Annotated in this window: 14 protein-coding genes and 1 rRNA gene; 9 read left to right on the top strand and 6 right to left on the bottom strand. The window is 33.3% G+C overall.

Annotated features, from left to right (window positions below; translation table 11 throughout):
• The first annotated feature begins 72 nt into the window (after positions 1 to 72).
• A complete protein-coding gene (locus CKBE_RS03815; RefSeq protein WP_015238267.1) occupies positions 73 to 1317 on the top strand; it encodes an MFS transporter in 1245 nt (414 codons plus the stop codon).
• A gap of 14 nt (positions 1318 to 1331) precedes the next feature.
• On the opposite strand, the gene queF is transcribed toward CKBE_RS03815, so the two are convergent.
• Complete coding sequence (queF, locus tag CKBE_RS03810; RefSeq protein WP_015238266.1) at positions 1332 to 2150, bottom strand: NADPH-dependent 7-cyano-7-deazaguanine reductase QueF; 819 nt, start codon at positions 2148 to 2150, stop codon at positions 1332 to 1334.
• 384 nt (positions 2151 to 2534) lie between these two features.
• Between queF and CKBE_RS03805 the strand changes: the two genes are divergently transcribed.
• Together CKBE_RS03805 and clpB are read left to right on the top strand one after the other, a co-directional pair.
• A complete protein-coding gene (locus CKBE_RS03805; protein ID WP_015238265.1) occupies positions 2535 to 3608 on the top strand; it encodes a lytic murein transglycosylase in 1074 nt (357 codons plus the stop codon).
• Between the two features lie 61 nt (positions 3609 to 3669).
• Positions 3670 to 6255, top strand: coding sequence for an ATP-dependent chaperone ClpB (gene clpB / locus CKBE_RS03800; protein ID WP_015238264.1), 2586 nt, complete (start codon positions 3670 to 3672; stop codon positions 6253 to 6255).
• Between the two features lie 11 nt (positions 6256 to 6266).
• On the opposite strand, the gene CKBE_RS03795 is transcribed toward clpB, so the two are convergent.
• Entirely contained in the window at positions 6267 to 7139 is an 873-nt protein-coding gene (locus CKBE_RS03795; RefSeq protein ID WP_015238263.1) for a squalene/phytoene synthase family protein, read from the bottom strand.
• 156 nt (positions 7140 to 7295) lie between these two features.
• On the opposite strand from CKBE_RS03795, the gene radA reads away from it, so the two are divergent.
• Positions 7296 to 8639, top strand: a complete 1344-nt coding sequence (radA, locus tag CKBE_RS03790) for a DNA repair protein RadA (protein ID WP_015238262.1) — start codon at positions 7296 to 7298, stop codon at positions 8637 to 8639.
• Positions 8640 to 8717: 78 nt separating this feature from the next.
• Here the strand turns inward: radA and dctP are convergent, their stop codons facing one another.
• Complete coding sequence (dctP, locus tag CKBE_RS03785; protein WP_015389981.1) at positions 8718 to 9716, bottom strand: TRAP transporter substrate-binding protein DctP; 999 nt, start codon at positions 9714 to 9716, stop codon at positions 8718 to 8720.
• A gap of 663 nt (positions 9717 to 10379) precedes the next feature.
• On the opposite strand from dctP, the gene CKBE_RS03780 reads away from it, so the two are divergent.
• Together CKBE_RS03780 and rpiA are read left to right on the top strand one after the other, a co-directional pair.
• The gene (locus CKBE_RS03780) at positions 10380 to 11717 is read left to right on the top strand and encodes a DNA recombination protein RmuC (protein WP_015389982.1); all 1338 of its coding nucleotides are present in this window, start codon (positions 10380 to 10382) and stop codon (positions 11715 to 11717) included.
• Between the two features lie 33 nt (positions 11718 to 11750).
• A complete protein-coding gene (gene rpiA / locus CKBE_RS03775) occupies positions 11751 to 12443 on the top strand; it encodes a ribose-5-phosphate isomerase RpiA (protein WP_015238259.1) in 693 nt (230 codons plus the stop codon).
• Positions 12444 to 12466: 23 nt separating this feature from the next.
• Here rpiA and CKBE_RS03770 read toward each other — a convergent pair whose 3' ends face one another.
• Positions 12467 to 12742, bottom strand: coding sequence for an oxidative damage protection protein (locus CKBE_RS03770; protein ID WP_015238258.1), 276 nt, complete (start codon positions 12740 to 12742; stop codon positions 12467 to 12469).
• Between the two features lie 51 nt (positions 12743 to 12793).
• Entirely contained in the window at positions 12794 to 14146 is a 1353-nt protein-coding gene (gene argA, locus CKBE_RS03765) for an amino-acid N-acetyltransferase (protein ID WP_015389983.1), read from the bottom strand.
• A 204-nt stretch (positions 14147 to 14350) separates the two neighbouring features.
• On the opposite strand from argA, the gene dnaE reads away from it, so the two are divergent.
• Together dnaE and msbA are read left to right on the top strand one after the other, a co-directional pair.
• Positions 14351 to 17830 (top strand): DNA polymerase III subunit alpha, encoded by a 3480-nt coding sequence (dnaE, locus tag CKBE_RS03760; RefSeq protein WP_015238256.1) that lies wholly within the window; start codon positions 14351 to 14353, stop codon positions 17828 to 17830.
• Between the two features lie 434 nt (positions 17831 to 18264).
• Complete coding sequence (gene msbA / locus CKBE_RS03755; RefSeq protein WP_015389984.1) at positions 18265 to 20013, top strand: lipid A export permease/ATP-binding protein MsbA; 1749 nt, start codon at positions 18265 to 18267, stop codon at positions 20011 to 20013.
• 8 nt (positions 20014 to 20021) lie between these two features.
• Here msbA and CKBE_RS03750 read toward each other — a convergent pair whose 3' ends face one another.
• Positions 20022 to 21488 carry an Rne/Rng family ribonuclease gene (locus CKBE_RS03750; RefSeq protein WP_015238254.1) on the bottom strand — a complete coding sequence of 489 codons (1467 nt, stop codon included), beginning with the start codon at positions 21486 to 21488 and terminating at the stop codon, positions 20022 to 20024.
• Between the two features lie 392 nt (positions 21489 to 21880).
• Here CKBE_RS03750 and CKBE_RS03745 point away from each other — a divergent pair.
• Positions 21881 to 23411 (top strand): 16S ribosomal RNA (locus CKBE_RS03745).
• The last annotated feature ends 16 nt before the right edge of the window (positions 23412 to 23427 follow it).

Genomic DNA, 23427 nt, shown 5'->3' with positions numbered 1-23427 from the left:
ACATAACCCCTATTTTTGTTATAGAATGTAAACGGGTCATGCTATATTTTTTACTAATTCGGTTTTATATATATGAATTTTTCTCCTCCAAATGGAACGTTATGCAATAACAGTGTCCGTTCTCGCGATTGGAAAATTATTTTTCTAATATCGTTCATACACGCTTTGTCTCATTTTTTTCAGTTGGTTCTACCTTCGTTATATATAGCTCTTGGATTGGAATTTTCTTTAGATTTCGCTAAGCTTGGTCTTTTAGCATCGATTTTTTATGTGATTTCTGGTGTTGGTCAGGTTATATCTGGGATAGCAGTAGATAAATATGGACCATTTAAAGTTCTATTATTTGGGATAATAGCTTTTTTTATTTCTAGCGTAACGATATCATATTCTTTTGGATATTTTTCATTATTGTGTTCTGCTATATTGGGTGGGATTGGCAATTCTGTATTTCATCCAGCCGGTTATTTGGTTATTAATAAATTGGTAAGCACTGATAGATTAGGATATGCTTTTAGTTTGCATGGTTTATCAGGTAGTATTGGATGGGCGTGTGCTCCTATTTTTATAACTACCGTTATATTCGTGACTAATTGGCGTATCGCTGCACTTAGCGTGGCCATATTATTTTTAATGTCTTTGTTATTTGTTATTAGATCTAAAGATTATTTGCACATAGATGCATTCTCCTATAAAAATAACAGCAATGATGGGGAACTAAAGAATAAAGATTACATGGGTTCGATAATAAATATGTTCTCTCATTTTGCAATGTGGGGTGCTTTTATATTTTTTATATCAACTTCATTTGCCACATCTTCAATACAGCAATACACTATACCTATTTTAGTTAAATTATACGGATCTAGTGAAATATTTGCGGGTTCCATGTTGTCAACGTACATGGTATCGTCTGCTATGGGAATCTTTATAGGAGGATTATTAATTTCTGCTATGAGATTTAAAGAGGGTAATATTTTAATATCTCTTATTATTTCTGGGGTTACACTATTTGTTATATCTATTGGACTAGTCCCTGTAACATATATAACTCTTGCTTTTATTATAGCTGGTTTTTGTTTTGGTATAGCCATTCCTTCGCGTGACATGCTTGTTAGAAAAATAGCATCAAAACATTCTACGAGTTTAGTCTATGGTGTGGTTTATTCTGGAATGGACATCGGCTCTGCTTGTGGACCCATATTGTTTGGGTTTATGATGGACACTGGATTATATAGGTTACCTTGGATTGTTGCAGGATTAATGTTATTGGTTTCTGTGTATATAGCAGGATGGCTAGACAAGAGGTCAAAACAATAGTAGATAACTAGTTCCTATTGTCGTTCAGCTCTACAATTCCCTGGTGGCAGGGCTTCTTTAATTATGCTTGTCCTCCAAGGGTTGATGTCTATGCCTCCTCTTCTGGTAAAATTTCCATATATGCTTAAGTAATTTGGCTTGCAAGATTTTGATATATCTATAAATATCTTATCTATGCAATGCTCATGGAATCCAAGATGATTTCTATAAGATATTATGTATTTCAGTATAGAAGAATGACTTATTTTCATTCCTGTATATTTGATTTTAATATTGGCCCAATCCGGTTGTCCTGTAACAGGACATCTTGATCTAAACATTCTAGAGATAATAGTTTCAGATACTATTTTTTCTTCAGTGTTGTAAGAAAGCTTTAATAATTCTGGAGAAGGTTCGTATGTATCAATTTTTACATCTATGTCATCTATACATATTGCATCCTTACTTATGTTTTCTATGTAGAGTCTGTGAAAGTTTTTAGGAGTAATGATTTTTATAAAAATAGGGCATTGTAATGCATTAGATATATCTTTATTTAAAATGCTTTTTACTTCAGCAACGCTCTCGAATCTACTGTTATTAAGAGAGTTTAAATATAGCTTTATTGACTTAGATTCAATTATATTGATACTATCAGCTGGTATTTCGATTCTTGCTATGGCAATTTTTGGTTTTCCTTTGTTATTTAACCAAGAAAGCTCATAGATATTCCATATATCCAAACCATACATAGGTATTCTAGTAACAATCTGCCTTGGTATTGCATATAGATAGTTCGGATCATATTTGAACGAATATTTTACATTATTGCCTAACGGATTTACGTTGCCCATATTTTTATTAAGACTAAATTAGATAGTTTAATGTTTAAACAAATTAACACATTTATTATTTAAATTGCAATTTTATAGTTGCAGTGACGTTTTTTTGATTTCTATAAGGTTTCTTAAATATTATTTACCCAAAAAATTATAGTTATAATTGTTCCATGTTATGATTAACCGGTAATGTTTTTCTTTTTGCCTGTAATATTAATAGCATTATACATTGATCTATGTCTATGGGTTCTAGTATTTCTTATTTATAAGAAATTTTGCAGATATTTATTTATTAAGGTGCTAACCCTATTAATATATAGATTTATATTAAATAATTAAAAATGAATTATATTAGTAATGTTGTAATAAGATTTTGGTTGCATAGTTAGGTTCCACAATATGATCATTAGATATTTAGTACAGTTATTTTTATTAGTAGTTCCTACTGCATGTTGTTTTTTAGCTTTCAGTAGTCAATGTCCTGTATTTTTCAATAGGGAATATAGGAATGATTGTTTAGAGCAATTAAGGAAAGATGCCCCTGGCAACAATATATCTTACATAGATTTTGATTTTTTTACAAAAGATGTGAAAATACTAGAGACTACAATAAAATTGAGAAAGGCGCAGCCAGAAGTTAATTATAGGTGGAGTAATTACATTTCTAATGTAATTACTCCACAACGCAAGGAAGAAGGAATTTTAATTTTAAAAAAATTTAAAGAGCAACTCGAAGAATTATCTAATATTTATAATGTTGACTATGAATTGTTAGTAGCTGTTTTTGGTATAGAAACCAATTATGGAAAGAACTTTGGTAATACTAATGTTTTAGATGCATGGTTTACTAGAGCGTGTACGGAATCCAATCCATTATGGAAGAAAAATTTTTATGCTTCTATTATGATGTTACGAGACGGTTTAGTGGAAAAAGAAAAGTTTATTGGATCATGGAGTGGTGCTTTTGGCATGACACAATTTATTCCGACATCTTTTTATGACTTTGCTGTTGATGCTGATGGTGACGGCATAATAGATTTGTATGGATCTATAATTGATGCTTTAGCATCAACAGCTAATCATTTAAAGAAGAAAAATTTTAATTGGGAATATAGCATTCCTGCTGTAGTTGAAGTATCTCTTTCTGAAGATCTTCTAACAAAAATCCCTATAGGAATAGAATTCTTAGGAGAAAATGATAGACGCTCTTTTCTAGAATGGTCTAGATCTGGTGTAACAAGGAGTGATAATAAAGATGTATGGTGTAAAGATCCAAATGTAGAAGCTGTTATATTCGCTCCAGCAGGAGCTAATGGTCCTATATTTTTAGTTAGTGATAATTTTAAAGCTATACTGAGTTATAATAGGTCTAGGAAGTATGCATTGGCAGTTTCTTTATTGTTTAATTACTTTAAAAATACAGATGATTATCTGCGTGTCTCTTGGCCTTTTAGTGAGGTAAGCAAGCAATAAAGATAGTTTTTTTATGCATGCATGTATATAATTCTTTATTTGGTTACTTTTGGTGATTAATATGAGAACTGATAAATTGACTGTAAAGCTTCAGAAGAATTTATTAGATGCGCAGAGTTTGGCTGTAGTTAATGACAATCAATATATTACATCCATACATGTCTTAAAAGCAATGTTGGATGATGATGATGCATTTATTTCTAATATACTGGTTAGCTCTGGGGTGGCTCTTAACAAATTAAATAGTTTGTTAGATTCTTCTTTAAAGAAATTGCCTCAGGTTCATAATATAGATGATGTTCAAATAGGTAAAGAACTTCAAGGATTATTTATTAGAGCAGAAAAGGAAGCTAGTAAGAAAGGTGACGACTATATATCTAGTGAAATATTGTTAATAGTATTAACTGATGATAAAAGCGATGTATCTAGCTTGCTAAAGGAATCTGGTCTAAAAGTTAACTTATTAAAAGAATCTATTAATAATATTCGTGGTTCTGATAAAATATCTGATGTGAATGATGAATCCAATCGCAATGCATTGTCTAAGTATACTACTGATGTTACTTCTTTAGCACGTCAGGGCAAACTTGATCCAGTTATAGGTCGTGATGATGAAATAAGGCGTACTATTCAAATATTACAGCGTCGAACAAAAAATAATCCGGTATTAATTGGTGAGCCAGGTGTTGGTAAGACAGCGATAGTGGAAGGTTTAGCTCAGAGGATAATAAATGGAGAAGTGCCTGATAATTTGCGTGATAAGAGAGTACTATCACTAGATTTAGCATCTTTAATAGCAGGAGCAAAATTTAGAGGAGAGTTTGAGGAGCGTTTAAAGGCAGTATTAAAGGATATTTCAGCAGAAAGTAATAGTATACTGTTCATAGATGAATTACATACAATTATGGGAGCAGGTAAGGCAGAGGGATCTATTGATGCTGGAAACATGCTAAAGCCAGCACTAGCAAGAGGAGAGCTGCACTGTATAGGAGCTACTACTCTTGATGAATATCGCAGATATATAGAGAAGGATGCTGCTTTAGAAAGAAGATTTCAGAAGGTTATTGTAGATGAGCCAAATGTCGAATCTACTATAGCTATTCTTCGTGGTTTGCAGGAGCGTTATGAAATTCATCATGGTGTGGAAATTACTGATCCCGCTATAGTTGCAGCAGCAGAGTTATCTAATCGTTATATTACTGATAGATTTTTGCCAGATAAGGCTATTGACTTAATAGATGAAGCGGGAGCTCGCATTAGAATGGAAATTGATTCTAAGCCAGAAGCTATGGATAAGTTAGAGCGTAGAATTATTCAATTAAAGATAGAGCGAGAGGCAGTAAAAAAAGAATCTGATGAGGTGTCTAAGAAAAGACTGTATTCCATAGAAGATGAATTAAACAAGATACAGAAAGAATATGATGATTATGAAAAAATATGGAAATCAGAGAAAAATATTGTAGAGGGCACCAAAAACATAAAAGAAGAGATAGATAGTCTAAGAGCTAAGATGGCAGAATTACAGAGAAATGGCCAGTACGACCGATTAGCAGAGCTTCAGTATTCAAAATTGCCAGAGTTAGAAGAAAGATTAAAATCAGCAGAAAGCTATTCCATTAATCAATCAGAGGATAAGAAATTTAAATTACTTCGTACTCAGGTTGGCGCTGAAGAAATAGCAGAAGTGGTTTCTAGAGCTACAGGTATTCCAGTATCAAAAATGATGCAAGGAGAAAGAGAAAAATTACTACACATGAGCAATTTTTTAAGCTCTAGAATCATAGGGCAATCTGAGGCAGTTAATGCTGTTTCTGATTCTATTCTTCGTGCTAGAGCTGGATTATCAGACCAATCCAGACCTTCTGGATCATTTCTCTTTTTAGGTCCTACAGGGGTAGGGAAAACAGAGTTAGCGAAGGCTCTTGCTGATTTTATGTTTGATTCTAGAGATCACATGATAAGAATCGATATGAGTGAATTTATGGAAAAACATTCAGTTGCGAGACTTATAGGAGCTCCTCCTGGTTATGTTGGTTATGAAGAAGGTGGTTATTTAACAGAGGCTGTTAGGAGAAAACCTTATAGTGTTGTATTGTTGGATGAAGTTGAAAAAGCTCATTTAGACGTTTTTAATGTTTTATTACAAGTTTTAGATGATGGTCGTTTAACGGATAGTCACGGCAGGACTGTTGATTTTAGAAATACAATTATTATAATGACATCGAATCTAGGTTCTAATCATATTCAGAACATGATGGATAGTACATATAATGAGATTCGTGATGTTATAATGGAAGAGTTAAAAGCAACATTAAGGCCTGAATTTCTTAATCGTATAGATGAGATTGTTTTCTTTCATAGTTTAAAGCTAGAGCAAATGAATTCTATCGTAAGGATACAAATAGATCAATTGAAAGATCGTTTGAAGCAAAAGAACATATACATAGATATAGCAGAAGATGCTATTTTAATGTTGGCAAAGAACGGTTTTGATGTTGTATTTGGAGCTAGACCTCTTAGACGAACAATTCAAAATTATATTGAAAATCCTTTGTCTAGATTAATTTTAGAGGGCAAAGTTTCTGATAATGATATTATTAATATAGATTATTCCGATAGTAAATTTAGATTTAAAATTAATAGTTAGTATGGGAATATTTACATATTATATGGCAATAATTTTTTTATAAAGTTATTGCCATTGCTTTTTAGTGTTCTCCATGATATCCATAATTTTTTTATTGGGGTTATGGATATTTTTTCCTTGGAAATGTTTATTTTGCTTGATTCTATTTTTTCTAGTATAGCGTAATTTATGGCAGCCATTGTGAAACTTTCTCTATATTTCTTATAATTGGATGAATTAATATTAGAGATAGCTTCTCGATATAGATTCTTTGCTCTATTTATTTGAAGCTCTATTAATTGTTTTAGGTTTTCTGAATTTTTGCTATCATTTACGTCTTTTGTCCTCAATCCAAATTGATTTAACTCTTCATATGGCAAGAATATAATCCCATTTTTTGCATTTATATATATGTTTTGTATTGAATTTGTAAGTTGCATAGCTACTCCTATCTTCTCATTATAAATAGTAGTATTATCATCATCATTCAAGAATACTTTGTTAAAAAATTTGCATATTATCCTATTAGTTGTCCAGTAGTTATTATATAAATCCTCCCATTTATAAAAAATTTTTTTTTCTAGAATACTTTCTATTTTATGTATAAAATCACTTAATTCATCGCAAATAAATGGATATTCCTTGATATGCATAGATAATTCTTTAATTATTGGATGATCAGATGATTCTTTTAGCATGCTATGAATTTGATTTTTCCACCATGCAATCTTTGAATAAGCTACTGTCGTTGTATGGCAATCTGACAATATGTTCTCAATTGTTTTATGTATAGCATATATTGAAATCAGAGTTCTTTCCTGTTTTTTTGGCAATAAAATAGTAGAATAATACATATTTGATCCGGCAGGAGCAAATTCTTTTTTGCAATATTCATAGGGTGTCATTTTGTTTATTTAATAGTTATAGGATCAATTATAAATTTATTTTTTATTTTAAATCTATCCCAGTTCATTAGCAAAGTATTTCCTTATGAATTAAGTGGCTCCCTCTATATCTTTATTTATCTAAAATTACAAGTTACTAGTTAACTTATTAATAATATGTCTAAATCTAATTATAGATGTTTAAAATGTGAATATATCGCACATAAATGGCTTGGTAAATGTCCTGGTTGTGACTCTTGGAACTCATTTTCCACTTCTTATGCTAATGATAGTTTATATAAGAAAGCAAGTACTAACATAGATGAAATAAAAATTCTATCAGAAATAGAAGTAAGTAGATCTAATCGTATTCCTATCGGAATTAATGAGTTTGATAGAGTATTGGGTGGTGGCCTGGTATTAGGTTCTATAGTCCTAATAGGAGGAGACCCTGGTATAGGTAAGTCAACTCTAATATTACAGTCTTTATCATTATTATCACAAGATAATAATGTTTTATATGTTACTGGTGAAGAGTCTATAGAGCAGCTAGCGTTGCATGCTTTTAGACTGGGCTTATCAACAAAAAAAATAAACGTTCTGTCTGAAATTGATTTGGATAAGATTATTTCTTCTGCTATAGTGGCAAGATCTAAAATTATCGTAATTGATTCAATACAGACGGTATTCAGTCATTCATCTAGTTCAGCTCCTGGATCTGTTTCTCAAGTTAGGGAATGTGCTATACAGATCACCAGAATGGCCAAGAAATTTGGTATTACAGTATTAATAATAGGTCATGTGACCAAGGATGGATCATTAGCAGGGCCAAGAATACTAGAGCACATAGTAGATACAGTGTTATATTTTGAGGGGGATAATCATTCATCCTTTCGTATAATAAGATCTTTTAAGAATAGATTCGGGCCTGTTAATGAAATTGGTGCTTTTATGATGACTGATAAAGGTCTTCTAGGTGTCATAAATCCATCCGCTTTGTTTCTATCTAAACATAGAGATAAGGTTACTGGCTCCTGCATTATGGTTACACAAGAAGGATCTAGGCCATTATTAATAGAGATACAGGCACTAGTAAATACCTCAGCATCTAATAGAAGACTGCTTACAGTTGGTTTTGATTCTAATCGTTTATCAATGTTGCTGGCCGTCATGAATAGACATGCAAAATTGTCAACTATTGACAAAGATGTATTCATAAATATTGTAGGTGGGGTGAGAATTATAGAACCAGCTGCTGATTTGCCAGTATTATTAGCCATATATTCATCATTGGTTAATAAGCCGTTGCCTTTAAAGATGATTTCATTTGGGGAAGTTGGTCTAGCAGGTGAAATTAGAGCATCATCGAATAGTAATGATCGTTTAAAAGAGGCGGTTAAACTAGGATTTAATATTGCTTTAATCCCGACATCAAATAAGCCTAGCAAGATAATAGATGGTATAGAAATATTAACTGCTAGTAGACTAGAAGATTCTTTTAGGATTATAAAGTCAATCTAATATTAATAGAGAATTTTACTAACACCTATAGATATTTTTTCTGTTTTTTTATGGTGTTAGTAAACTATTCGAAGTTGATTACTGAAATTTTCTTTGAAATGGTATTGCGTCTATTATTCTTTTATCAAATTTTTTGTAAAATTCAGTATAAACAGGTTCCATTGCCATTGCAAAACTTGCTCTCTCGACTTCTGTAACCTGCATTCCTTCTTTTCTCAGTCTTTCAAGGCTTCTCTTCTCTATGTCATCTACAAAATCACGCATTTTTAAGCAGGCAGCACGTCCAGATTTCTGAAAAAGTTTCTTATCAGTCGATGATAATTGTTTATAAAGTTTTGATGATACTAGTATCAATGCAGGTGCGTATACATGCCCTGTAAGGGATAAATATTTTTGCATGTTATACATTTGCGTTGCAATTATTACAGATAGAGGGTTTTCTTGTCCATCAATGCTTCCATCTTTGAGAGATTTAACAGCATCAGTTAAAGTCATTGGTACTGGTAGTATTCCTATATAATTAAATCCAGCTACATGTATAGAATTTTGAGGTGTACGTATCTTTAATCCTCTAGCATCTTCTGGTGTTAAAACCGGTCTAACATTGTTTGTTAGATGCCTAAATCCTTGTTCTCCCCATGCCAAAGCAACAATGCCTTTTTCTGGGAATTTTGAAAGAATGTTTTTACCTATTGATCCATCGAGTACATTCCTAGCATGTTGTAGATCATGCATTAAAAATGGGATATCAAACATACCAATTTCCGGTATTAAATCCATAACAGCACTAGTTGATATCACAGCTAAATCAATTTTGCCAGATTGTAATCCTTCTATTACTTCATGCTCAGAACCTAATTTATTGTTAGGAAATTTTTCTACTATAAATTTGCCTTTGCTTATAGTCTCTAGAGAATTAGCAAAAGCACTAGCTCCTGCGCCATAATGAGAAGTGCTAGATAGAGCATGGGCTAACTTTAACTTAGTCTCATCTTTAGTATCAGCCGCAGATGCAGGCATAACAGTTATTAACGCTAATATGGATAACGCAACCCAATTAAGCCAAATATTTCGCATTCATCTACTCCTGAAAAATCAAAAGAAGTTTTTAAAAAATCAAATAGAGATATTCTAAAAAAATGAATGTCTTCATATTGTTCTAAAGCACTCTATAAAATATGATAAAAAGTTGTCCTCATATTTCACTTGTTTTCTAAAACCTTCAAATATACTAATTCTTAAAAGAATCTTTTATTTTCATCTAAATTGTCATATTGTTCTCAATTTAAACAAAAGCAACTACTATAGCATCTAATATATAAAAATACCCGATTAAAATTATGCTGATTGTAAAGTATTTATTATCTTTATACGTTCTTTGCTTTCATTTTTTTCTCAAAATGGCACTAGAATTCATGAAGATTATACAATAACTAATAATAGTTTGTGCTAGTATTATTCCCCTCAATAATATCAGGGTTTAATTAAACGTTGAAATTATCTAATTATTTAAAATAGTATATATTATTAATATATTATTCATACGTTACAATTTATTAAATGATACTTTTCAGTAACCAACTGTTTTTTCATTTTTTAATAGTTATCAATTTTAATATATGAATACATAAATACCTTATTTGTATTGTTCTATCTATAAGAAAATAGTTATATGGTTTTCTTTTTAATTATTAGATAGTACGATATAGATTTTATTCATAATATTTAATTTGATAAATGATGACAATTAATTGCATTTTATTATACCTGCTGTTTTTGCTTATATTATTTAACTGTCTTGTAATTATAAGGATTTGGGTTAAACTGAAGCATTCTAGCTTTGAGAAAGTTACAGATATTATTTATGAGCTTTCAAATTTTGAACGTCGCTTGCATGATGACATCATAGAATCTCATAGGTTATATCGTAACGATATATTGGAACTCGTAAGAATTTTTCAAGTTGATTTTAAGTCTCTTCAGGATTCGATGAGAGATGTTTTAAGTAGTGATGCCAGATCAAATCGTTTGGAAACAACATCATCTTTTATGAAATTTTCTGACAATTTTACAGAAAAGTTACAGGGATTGATAGAGATTAATGATAGACGGACTAAAGAAATTAGACAGACTCTAGAGTATAGGTTGCAAATTTTACAAAATAGCAACTCGGAAAAACTTGATGAGATAAGATATACAGTTGATGAAAAACTTCATTCAACATTGGAAAAGAGGCTTGGTGAATCTTTTAAGCAGGTTTCTGAAAGATTGGAGGCTGTCCATCAAGGATTAGGTGAGATGCAGAATTTGGCTGTAGGAGTTGGTGATTTAAAGAGGGTTTTAAATAATGTAAAAACTCGTGGTACATGGGGAGAGATACAGCTTTCACGATTAATTGAAGATATTATGACGCCTGATCAATACGGACGCAATGTTAAGATTATCCCAAATAAGGATTCCTTTGTTGAGTTTGCTATAAAGTTACCAGGTTCTAGCAAGGATTCATCTCCTATATGGCTTCCCATAGATTCGAAATTTCCAAAAGAAGAGTATGAAAGATTAATAGATGCAAATGATAGCTCTAATCTAGATATTGCTAAAGCAGCTTCTAATGCTTTAGCAAAAGCAATAGAGTTGCAGGCTCGTGCTATTGCATTAAAATATATAGAGCCTCCTTATACAACTGAATTTGCTATAATGTTCCTCCCAACAGAAGGTCTTTATGCAGAAGTTTTGCGGTACCCGGGTTTATTTGACAGGTTGTTCAATCTTCATATAAATGTGGTTGGTCCGAGCAACTTAGCAGCTCTTCTTAATAGTTTACAAATAGGATTCAAGACTCTTGCTATCGAAAAAAGGTCATCAGAGGTATGGAATATACTGAGAGCGGTTAAGACAGAATTTAGTAAGTTTGGTGAGTCTCTAGCTAGCGTTAAGAAAACTTTAGATACGGCTAGTAATAAAATAGGGCAAACAGAGGTAAGATCTCGTGCCATGCTTAACAATTTAAAGTCTTTAGAGGTTCTTTCTGATAATGATGATACAGCTGAATTATCTGAAGATTTACACATAGGTTAATTATAAAATATAAATTTTTGGTGATATTTCTAAATGAATATTGATACACGGCAAATTAATTTAAAACAAGAAGCATCTAGAGCTGCAATGAATTTTATAACTCCCTATATCTTAGAAAATAATAATTTTCTTATTGGAGTTGGAACTGGATCTACCGTTGATTTTTTTATAGATGAACTATCATGCTTTAGTTGCAGTATTGCTGGTGCTGTAGCTAGTTCTGATAGAACAAAATCTAAATTATCATCGTGTGGTATAAAAGTTATAGAGCTTAATAGTATTGATCATCTACCTTTTTATGTAGATGGGGCAGATGAAATAGACGAATCGTTTTGCATGATAAAAGGGGGAGGTGGAGCGTTAACTAGAGAGAAAATAGTTTCTTCTGTGGCAGATAAGTTTATTTGTATAGTAGATGAAAGCAAATTAGTTAATCGTTTAGGAAGCTTTCCTTTGCCTATAGAAGTTATTCCCATGGCGGTTAATTCTATTTCAAGGAGATTAACTTTACTAGGAGGCAAGGTAGTGCTTAGGGATGGATTTATAACTGATAATGGAAATGTCATAATTGACGTGCATAATTTGTATATACAAGACCAACTATCTTTAGAAAAAGAGATAAATAATTTTCCAGGAGTCGTCACAAATGGTTTGTTTGCAATAAATAGGGCTGATATATTAATACTTGCAGCAGATGAGGGAGTGCAACTAATACACAGATATTGATGTTTTATATTTTAAAAATAGTATCAGTAATTAGATACTGGGACATATCCATCAATCTCTATGTTTTTATCCTCAAATAAAAATTCTTCCATCTTGTTTCTGAGAAACTCTCGAGACTTTTGATCAGCTAAGTTTAGGCGATTCTCATTTATTAAACGTGTTTGAATCTTTATCCATTCTTGCCATGCTTCCTTAGATATATTATTGAATATATTTTTCCCAATATTTCCTGGGTAAGTTAGCTCATCCAAGCCTACTAGTTCTTTTTTTAGTTTAACACAATTTACGGTTCTGCTCATAAACCCTCCTGAAAAATAAAGTAATAAAAATATATTTTATGTTATATGATTTTAATCATGTTTAATATTTTTTATAAAAATTAGACTATTACGTGACCTGTTATAACTAGTTTGTTTTTCTTTTGGTAAGTCTTGTATTCCGCATTGAACAAATCCTCTTTTTAAAAACCAATGAGACGTTTTTGTTGTAAGAGCGAATATACGTCTTGCACCAAGATTTTTTGCTCTAGATTCAATATGTCTTAATAAGAGCTCTCCTTCTCCTGTACTTTGCCACTCTGGGTGAACTATTAAACATGCTAGTTCCGCCATTTGTTCATTAGGAAACATATATAATGCGGCACAACCATATATTATCCCATCATGTTCAAGAACAGTAAATTTTTCCAGATCGCGTTCTATTAATCTTTTTGGTCTAGGGACTAATGTTCCATCTGTTTCCAGAGGCTCTATAAGACTAATTATTGCCCCAACATCGTCGATTGTAGCAGATCTTAGATCATCTAGATTATCTTCTACAACCATCGTTCCTACCCCATCATGCGTAAATATTTCTAATAATACGCTTCCATCTAATGAGTAAGATAGTATGTGAGCTCGAGCTACTCCTCTTTTTACTGCTAATGATGCATATTTTAGAAACTCACATGTTTCTTCATCTAGCTTATTAGATGCAGTTAGTATATCAGCATCTGCTCTTGCTAATTCTGTGTCTATTGATCCATCGTCATTATATACTCCTTTAGAGCTTGATAAAAATATAAGTTTTTCTGCTCTTAGTGCTACAGCTGTGCTTGTTGCTAATTCCTCAAGAGCTAAATGAAATGCATCTCCTGTAGGAGAAAAACCTAGTGGGGATAATAAGACAACAGAAGAGCCTTTCTCTATGGCAAAATTTATAGCTTCTACATCAATTTTTCTTACTTTGCCTGTGTTTTGAAAATCTACTCCATTTAATACGCCAACAGGTCTTGCTGTAACAAAATTTCCTGATATAACTTTAATTTTTGAGTGAGACATAGGAGTATTAGGCAATCCTTGACTAAAAGATGCTTCAATGTCTAATCTTATCTCTCCAGCTGCTTCTTTTGCGCACTCTAACGCAGCAGCATCTGTTGGGGCCATAAGTCCTCTGTCGAATATTTTATATATGCCCTTTAGTTTTAATTGATCGTTTACTTGAGGCCGTGATCCATGTATTAGTACTAGTTTAATTCCTAAAGCTGATAATAGAGATAAATCTTGGACAAGTGCATTAAGTGCTCCATACTGAATTAGATCCCCATCAAAAGCGATAACAAAGGTTTTGCCCCTAAATGCATGCACATACGGCGCTACTTCTCTAAACCATCTTACAAATTGTGTTTGCGAATTCTCGCATGTGTTATATCTGTCTAATTCCATATATACAATATCCAATTAATATCATGTAATAACAAATTATTAATATAAAATATGATAATAATAGTTATTTTTAGGTTGTGTAAACAATTTATTTTCTGCTATTGGATTGTATGTTATTTTGATTTAAAGACTAATAGATATAAACTCTTATGATATTTAGTCGATATATAATATTCGATAATTTGGAAAGGAGCTGATATTTTTATGTCTTATGATTTTAAATCTTTTGTGCATCTGCGTGTACATTCAGAATTCTCTATTGTAGATGGTATAGTTCGAATAGAAGAATTGATTAACTTAGTAAAAGATTCTGATCAGCCAGCTGTAGCCTTAACAGACTTATCTAATGTTTTTGGTATCATAAAGTTTTATAAAGCAGCTCGTGCTTCGGGTATAAAACCTATAATTGGTTGTGATGTTTGGTTAACTAATGATAAAAATAGGGATAGGCCTTTCCGTGTCTTATTGCTTGTTTGTAATCATGAGGGGTACCTCAACCTGTGTTCTTTACTTACAAAGTCTTTTTTATGCAATCAGTATAATGGTAGAGTTGAATTGCGTAAGGAGTGGTTATCAGGACAGAATGGCTTAATAGTTCTTTCAGGTGGTATTCTTGGTGATATTGCATATGCTCTAGAGATTAATAATCAAGTTTTAGCTTTAGATTTAGCAAAACAATGGAAACTAATGTTTCCTAATTCTTTTTACATAGAATTACAGAGGGCTGGTTTTCCTGGAGAAGACAATTATAACCATATGGTATTAGAATTGGCCTCAAAATTAAATTTGCCTGTTGTTGCTACTCATCCTATTCAATTTCTAAGGCCTAGCGAATTTCAGTCTCATGAAGTTAGGGTTTGTATCGCTGAAGGCTCTCATCTTTCAGACCCCAAAAGAGTAAGTCGTTTCAGAGAGGAGCAATATTTCCTTAATTCAGAGAAGATGTTTAATATGTTTTCTGATATACCTTCGGCGATACTTAATACAGTTGAAATAGCTAAACGTTGCAGTTTAACACTGCGCTTAGGGATTCCTAACTTACCAAAATTTGAAATAGATGCCAAATATTCCCTGGATGATTATTTGATACTAATGGCTGAAATGGGTTTAAAGAGAAGATTTGATTTTTTAGGAAACAATAAAATCAATAAGAAGATATATCATGAAAGATTGCGCGAAGAATGCGGCACTATAAATCAGATGGGATTTGCTGGCTACTTCCTAATAGTACAGGATTTTATTAATTGGGGTAAAAATAACGGGGTTCCAGTAGGTCCAGGTCGTGGATCAGGCGCAGGATCTTTAGTAGCTTATGCTTTGGGTATTACTGACATCAATCCTATGGATTATGATTTGCTTTTTGAGCGTTTTCTAAATCCTGAGCGAGTATCAATGCCTGATTTTGATATTGATTTTTGCCAAGACAATCGTGATCGTGTGATAGATTATGTAAAATCAAAATATGGCCACGATGCTGTTAGTCAAATAGCCACGTTTGGTACTTTTGGGGCTAAGGCAGTTATTAGAGATGTTGGAAGAGTTTTAGGAATTCCTTACTCGTTATGTGATGGCTTGTCAAAATTGATTCCTTTCAGTGTATCAGAGCAATGGACATTAGATAAAGTCTTATCGTCTGATGCTATATTTAAAAACAGATATGAAAAAGAAGAGGAAGTTAAGACATTGATAGATATTGCTAAGCCTTTAGAGGGATTAGCTCGCAACGTTGGTATGCATGCGGGAGGTGTTTTAATTGCTCCAGGCAAGTTAACTGATTTTTGTCCGTTATATTGTCAGCCAGGGCAAGAGAATAGTCTTGTTTCTCAGTTTGATAAAGATGATGTTGAATCTTCTGGTCTAGTTAAATTTGACTTTTTAGGGCTGAGAAATTTAACTGTTCTTGATTGGTCAGCAAGTTATGTTAGGCAGTGTAATAAAGGAATGGATGATTTCTCTGTTATTTCACTACCATTAGATGATAAGGAAACTTATGATCTATTATCTAGTGGTAATACGGTTGCTGTATTTCAGTTAGAATCAAAAGGAATGAGGGAGTTGCTAAAAAGATTAAAGCCTAGTAATTTTGAAGATATTATAGCCGTGCTCGCCTTATATCGGCCTGGTCCACTGGAGTCAGGAATGGTAAATGATTTCGTTAGTCGTAAGCATGGGGTCTCAAGCATAAATTATTTTCATAGTGATTTGGAGAATGTTCTTAAAAGCACTTATGGAGTTATCGTTTATCAAGAGCAAGTTATGCTTATTTCGCAGATAATAGGTGGTTATTCTCTCGGTAGTGCTGACTTGTTGCGTAGGGCAATGGGTAAAAAAGATCCAGAAGAAATGGCTAAGCATCGTATTATTTTTGAAAAAGGAGCTGTTAATAATGGTTACCGCTCAGATCTTGCCGTAAAATTATTTGACTTAATGGAGAAATTTGCAGGGTATGGATTTAACAAATCTCATTCAGCTGCCTATGCTTTGATCGCATATCAAACAGCTTGGCTGAAAACTCATCATCCAGCGGAATTCTTTTCTGCTACCCTTTCATCTGATATGGATGACACGGATAAAATACAAGTAATATTTCGCGATGCAAAAAAGAACAATATAAAAATTCTTCCGCCAGATATAAATTTATCTAGTTTTAGGTTTGAGCCAGTTGTTAATTTTACAGATGAAAATAAAGAAATTGCTATACGATATGGTTTAGGAGCGATAAAAGGAGCAGGTAAATCTGCTATTGATGATGTTGTAAGATCTAGAAAAAACAATGGGCCATTTAGTGACATATTTGATTTCTGTTACAGAATGTTTAAAATTCTAAATCGTCGTGCAATAGAATCTTTGATTAAGTCAGGAGCTTTTGATTTTTCTAATTCTAACAGGGCTGAAGTCTTGGCTTCATTAAATATAGCATTAGAAATAGCAGAGCATAGGAATACTAATGTTAATCAATCATCTTTATTCGAAGATGATTATGAACAAGAAATACCTAGATTGCGAAAGAGTATAGATAATATAGCTGAGTGGGATTTACTAAATAAGCTTACTGAAGAGAAAACTGCGATGGGATATCATTTCAGTGGGCATTTATTTGAATATTGGCGTGATGAAATAAGACAGATTATACCGACCACTTTATCAAAAATACGATCCAGCAAGCAATCACAGTTAGTATGTGGCATACTTGTGTCAATAAAAACCATAACAACTCGTCGCGGGAAAATGGTTTTAGCCTTGATTGATGATGATACAAATCAAGTTGAAATAGTTACACACCAAGACTTTTATGAAAAAAACAAGAATGATTTGCGCGAGGATAACTTAATAGCTGCTAAAGTCATTGTTAGTGACGATTCGTATTCTAATAGTTTTCGAATTGTTGTGGAGCAAATATATAGCATTGATGATATTAGGTCTTACATGGCTAAAGCCGTAAAAATATCTATAGATAGTGATATTAATTTGGAATCTTTGCAGAGCTTATTAAAGAGCATATGCTCAAAAAAAGAACAAGATAAATGTCGTGTACCAGTTTACGTGGCTTATACAAACCTAGATGGCAAATTTTCATGTACTGTAAAATTAGGTGATAATTGGAGAGTTATTGTTAATAATGAGTTTTTGTTAAAATTACGATCTTTTTTAGGTGGTAAAGGATCTGTTGAGATCTTATACTGATACAGTTTTTATAAAACATCTTCTGCCATGGCATCAAATTATTAATTTAATTATACTATAAAAGTTATAATGTATTTGGAATGTTAATCAATACTAATGATGATACTATGACTTGATGTTTTATTCAAATATACTATCTTATCTAAATTATTGTTTTTGAATCCAATAGATTTGGCACTTTGTTTATCAGATTTTTCATTTCATTAATTTTTCTGAATAAACGAAGTTACTTTATCAATAATTTCTATATTTTTTTATTAATTTGTTTATTATAAAAATATAGAGAACATAAGGATTTATTTTCTAGGTGAATTGTGTTGCATGTGCAATTATTAAAATTCATGTCAACTAATTATTTAAATTTATATAAGTGGTTAATTGTAACGTTAATACAGTTAAACTATAAATTTTATTTGTCTAATATTTTTTATGTGATGACTAATTTCCCTTTGATTAAGAGACTTCATAATCTTACTAGAAATCATTGGCACAAATTGCTGACAACTGTTATTTTGATGTCTTGCGCTGCCATTACACAAGCACTTCTGTCTTACATAATGAAACCACTTTTGGACAGTGGTTTTTCATCATCAGAAAAATTTTTTCTATGGTATGTTCCTGTGGCTTTCATAGGTCTTATATTCTTTAGGGGAATTTGCAATTTCCTTAGTGATTATTTGCTAGCATATGTAGCAAATCAAGTATTACAGGATATGCGTACCAAAATGTTTTCCAAGATGCTATATCTATCCGATATAAATTATGCATATTTAGATAAGGGTAAGCTACTGAATCATTTTACTTTAGATGCAAATAGTGTTGCTGATATGATTATCAAAGTTACTGCAGTTATAATTAGAGAGTCGTTAGTAATCGCCGCTCTTTTGGTCTTTTTATTATATATTTCCTGGATTCTCACTATAATTGTATTGCTTATGTTGCCTGTAATGGTTCTAATTATAAAAATTTTTACTAAAAAGGTGCGCAGAATAAGTAAATCAGCCTTAGACATGAATGCATATTTTACTAGTTTAATTGTTAGCTCTATTGATGGTCAACGTGTTATTAAGTTATTTGATGGATATATTCAGGAAATAGATAGATTCAATACAGTGGTAGATAAATTAAGGAAGTTTGCTCTAAGGACTGCAATTGCAGATGCTGCTCTAGCTCCATTAGTTCATATGTGTATTGCTATAACAGTATCAATAATAATAATTGTTGCATTAAGTCAAGCGCGATATGCTATGTTGACTGCAGGTAGTTTTATTTCTTTCATGGTGGCCTTGGCTCAGATACCTGATCCAGTGCGTAGATTGACACATGTTATTGGCAAATTGCCTAAAATGATTGTTGCAGCAGAAAGTGTATTCTCTCTAATAGATATGGAAAAAGAAACAGATAATGGCAAACTGTTTCTATGCAATAAGTATAAGGTACGTTGTAGGATAGAATTCAATAATGTATATTTTAGATACTGTGATAACCTTGAATATGTTATAAAGGGTGTTTCTTTTGTATTAGAGCCAGGAAGAAAAATTGCATTGGTTGGAAAATCAGGCAGTGGCAAAACTACATTAATTAATATGTTGCCGCGCTTTATTTATCCAAATTCTGGTAGTATTCTGATAGATAATGTTGATATAAAAGACTATGATTTGCGCAGTCTTAGGTCTAGTATTGCTTTTGTATCACAAGATATTTTTTTATTTAATGATACCATTGCTGCAAATGTAGGCTATGGTTTTTTATCTAATATTAATATTGATCGGGTTTATAATGCTTTATATGCTGTTGATTTATTAGGCTTTATTAATAAATTGCCAGATGGTATTTATACTAGGATTGGTGATGGGGCAGTTAGATTATCGGGCGGGCAACGTCAAAGACTCGCAATAGCAAGGGCTATTGCAAAAAATTCTCAGGTTATGATATTGGATGAAGCAACTTCTTCGTTGGATAATGAATCTGAACGACAGGTTCAAAAAGCGATGGACAAACTACTTGACAATGGATGCGCAGCTTTAATAGTAGCTCATCGTTTGTCTACTGTAAGCAATGCAGATCATATTTTGGTAATAAACTCTGGAGTTATTGAGGAGTCAGGATCTCATGAAGATCTTTTAAGCAATAGCAGCGGTATTTATTCTTCATTATACAATATGCAATTTTATGATAAATAATGTCTAATTTATATTAGTATAATATCGTATTCTTCTGAAGAATAACTATTTTCAACAGCTAATGATATAGTTTTTTGTATAATATCGCTTAATTTTGTTAAGTGTGGATTTTCTTCCTCTAGGAACAGATCTATTATTTTTTGTGAGGCTAAAATACGAAATTCTTTTGGATTGAATTGCCTGGATTCTTGTAATATTTCTCTCAATATTTCGTAACATATAGTTTTTGCTGTTTTTATGTATCCCTGAGAATTGCATACCAGGCAAGTTTCACACATTTGATTTTTTAATGAGTCCCTAGTTCTTTTTCTAGTTATTTCTACAAGACCTAGTTTAGTAAAGCCATTGATAGTAATTTTTGTTTTATCTTTAGATAAGTATTTTTGCAGTTCTTGTAGTACAACGTCCTGATGATTATTGTCTTCCATGTCAATAAAGTCTAGAATTATAATTCCTCCTAAGTTTCGTAAGCGTAATTGTCTAGATATTGCTTGTGCTGCTTCTAGGTTAGTACGGAAAATTGTTTCTTTAAGATTTTTTCCTCCTACAAATTTGCCAGTATTTACATCTATAGTTGTCATTGCTTCTGTTTGATCAATTATTATATATCCTCCTGATCTCAGCTCTATTTTTCTAGATAAGGCTTTTTTGATTTCTTGATCTATATTGGCAAGATCAAACAATGGCGGATCCTCGCTGTAGTATTGAATTTTATTTACTATAAAAGGGGCATATATCTTTGACCATTCCACTAGTTTATCCGTTACTTCTAGAGAATCTATACGTATCGTTTTGGTTAATGGTGTTGCTATGTCTCTTATGATTCTTTGGGATATATCTAAGTCTTCATACAGAATATAGGGCGCTGATTTGTTTTTAGAACAAGATAGAATGCTGCTCCATAATTTATTTAAATATTTTATATCTAATTGGATTTCCTCATCTGATGCATCTTCCGCATTAGTTCTTATTATATAACCTCCCATTCCCATTACTGCATCTATTATCGATTTCAATCGATCTTTTAGATTCATCCTTCCTTCTTCTGAGTTTATTTTTTGTGAAACTCCTAAATGGTCTTCATAAGGCAGATATACTAATATTCGTCCAGCAAGGCTAATTTGTGTAGTTAAACGGGCTCCTTTTGAGCCAATTTGATCTTTTATAATTTGTGTTATTATTGTCTGCCCTGGAAAAATTAATTTTTCTATTGGGGTTATATTTGTAGAATTTAATCGTTCTCTGCGATTTTCTTGCAAGTCCATTATGTGTATGAATGCAGATCGTTCTAGACCTATATCTATAAAAGCACTTTGTAGTCCAGGTAATACTCTAATAACCTTTCCAATATATATATTTCCAACTTTCCCTTTTTGAGAATTACGTTCTATATGTAATTCCTGAATTATTCCGGATTCTATTATGGCAATGCGGGTCTCAAAAGAGGTGACGTTAATAAGAATATCATCGTTCATGGTAAATTATAATGTATTAAAGGTCATTTATATAATCTATATTAATCTTTATAAAATGACACATTGGGAACATTAATTAAATACTTATGTTGTTTTTAAATTTTATCTAATCAAAAAATATATTGACATTTTTCTCATTAAGCGCGAGAATTCTTCTTCTGCAACTGACAAACAAATTGTCAGAGCTGAGCTCTTTAACAATAAACAATCGATAATTGTGGGTACTTGATGCTAGTTTTAGTATGTAATATTTTACATTTAGCTAATTAGATAAAAGTACTCAATAATGTACATGGTCTTAGAGTAATACTCTAAGAACCCGTTCATTTTTTGGGTAGCGACGTATTCTAGGTCTAAATCAGACTTAAATTACGTGTAAAAATACAGAGATTAAACTGAAGAGTTTGATCCTGGCTCAGATTGAACGCTAGCGGAATGCTTTACACATGCAAGTCGAACGGCAGCACGGACTTCGGTTTGGTGGCGAGTGGCGGACGGGTGAGTAATATATCGGAACGTGCCCAGTAGTGGGGGATAACTACGCGAAAGCGTAGCTAATACCGCATATTCCCTAAGGGGGAAAGCGGGGGATCTTCGGACCTCGCGCTATTGGATCGGCCGATACCGGATTAGCTAGTTGGTGAGGTAATAGCTCACCAAGGCAACGATCCGTAGCTGGTCTGAGAGGACGACCAGCCACACTGGGACTGAGACACGGCCCAGACTCCTACGGGAGGCAGCAGTGGGGAATTTTGGACAATGGGGGGAACCCTGATCCAGCCATTCCGCGTGTGCGATGAAGGCCTTAGGGTTGTAAAGCACTTTTGGCAGGGAAGAAACAGTGTTGGATAATACCCAGCATGAATGACGGTACCTGCAGAATAAGCACCGGCTAACTACGTGCCAGCAGCCGCGGTAATACGTAGGGTGCAAGCGTTAATCGGAATTACTGGGCGTAAAGAGTGCGCAGGCGGTTCGGAAAGAAGGATGTGAAATCCCAGGGCTTAACCTTGGAACTGCATTTTTAACTACCGAACTAGAGTGTGTCAGAGGGAGGTGGAATTCCGCATGTAGCAGTGAAATGCGTAGATATGCGGAGGAACACCGATGGCGAAGGCAGCCTCCTGGGATAACACTGACGCTCATGCACGAAAGCGTGGGGAGCAAACAGGATTAGATACCCTGGTAGTCCACGCCCTAAACGATGTCAACTAGCTGTTGGGACCTTCGGGTCTTAGTGGCGCAGCTAACGCGTGAAGTTGACCGCCTGGGGAGTACGGTCGCAAGATTAAAACTCAAAGGAATTGACGGGGACCCGCACAAGCGGTGGATGATGTGGATTAATTCGATGCAACGCGAAAAACCTTACCTACCCTTGACATGTCTAGAATCCCGAAGAGATTTGGGAGTGCTTGAAAAAGAACTAGAACACAGGTGCTGCATGGCTGTCGTCAGCTCGTGTCGTGAGATGTTGGGTTAAGTCCCGCAACGAGCGCAACCCTTGTCATTAGTTGCTACGAAAGGGCACTCTAATGAAACTGCCGGTGACAAACCGGAGGAAGGTGGGGATGATGTCAAGTCCTCATGGCCCTTATGGGTAGGGCTTCACACGTCATACAATGGTCGGGACAGAGGGTCGCCAACCCGCGAGGGGGAGCTAATCCCAGAAACCCGATCGTAGTCCGGATCGTAGTCTGCAACTCGACTACGTGAAGTCGGAATCGCTAGTAATCGCAGATCAGCATGCTGCGGTGAATACGTTCTCGGGTCTTGTACACACCGCCCGTCACACCATGGGAGTGGGTTTTACCAGAAGTAGTTAGCCTAACCGAAAGGAGGGCGATTACCACGGTAGGATTCATGACTGGGGTGAAGTCGTAACAAGGTAGCCGTATCGGAAGGTGCGGCTGGATCACCTCCTTTAAGAGCATTGAAACTA

This window comes from Candidatus Kinetoplastibacterium blastocrithidii (ex Strigomonas culicis) (genome assembly GCF_000319245.1).
In the GTDB taxonomy this organism is placed as follows: domain Bacteria; phylum Pseudomonadota; class Gammaproteobacteria; order Burkholderiales; family Burkholderiaceae_B; genus Kinetoplastidibacterium; species Kinetoplastidibacterium blastocrithidiae.
The sequence above is the reverse complement of the archived record's forward strand: the minus strand, read 5'-3'. Positions and strand labels throughout refer to the sequence as shown.